The organism is Kitasatospora arboriphila, from assembly GCF_039528095.1.
Taxonomy (GTDB): domain Bacteria; phylum Actinomycetota; class Actinomycetes; order Streptomycetales; family Streptomycetaceae; genus Kitasatospora; species Kitasatospora arboriphila.
The window spans coordinates 1-525 of sequence record NZ_BAAALD010000328.1 but is presented as its reverse complement, the minus strand read 5'-3'; the positions used below and the strand labels follow the sequence as shown (position 1 = coordinate 525).

The 525-nt window shown below is 58.3% G+C and carries 1 protein-coding gene; it reads right to left on the bottom strand.

Annotation, left to right across the window (positions count from 1 at the left end; genetic code table 11):
* A partial coding sequence (locus ABD353_RS40220; RefSeq protein ID WP_344628642.1) for a YncE family protein occupies nucleotides 1–525 on the bottom strand: 525 nt, incomplete at both ends.

The window sequence follows — 525 nt, the reverse complement described above, 5'->3', positions numbered from 1 at the left end:
CAAGCACTTCCGGCTGCTTGCTGTGGGTAATAAAGGCACGATGGCCGGCGGTATCGAGACTCAGGTTAAGATAGAAATGCGCTTTGCCGTCATCCTGCAATTTTTTGCGCGACGCAATCGTGTTGCTCTCGCTGTCGATGGTCAGCAGTTCGCCGTCGGCGTTGGTAGTATACAGACGCTTAGCTTGCGGATCGATCGCCAGACCCGTCGCCATTGCCCCGGTGCCGGTAATGGTCGTTTTCAGCTTCAGGGTTGCGCCATCTACCACCCAAATCACGCTCTCTTTGCCCAGACCGGTAATGTAGACCGTGTTGGTCTGCTCATTGACCGCCAGCTCGCGCGGCTGCAGCGGACGCACGGTTTCCCTGCGCTGACGCTCGTCCAGCACCAGGCGCCCCTTCACGGCGCCGGTTTTGGCGTCAATAGCGGTGACAGTGCTGTCGACGGTATTGCCAAACCACAGCGTGCCGGTGGCATGGTTGATAGTGGCGCCGAACGGCTTCAGATCGTTGTGAATAATCTGCG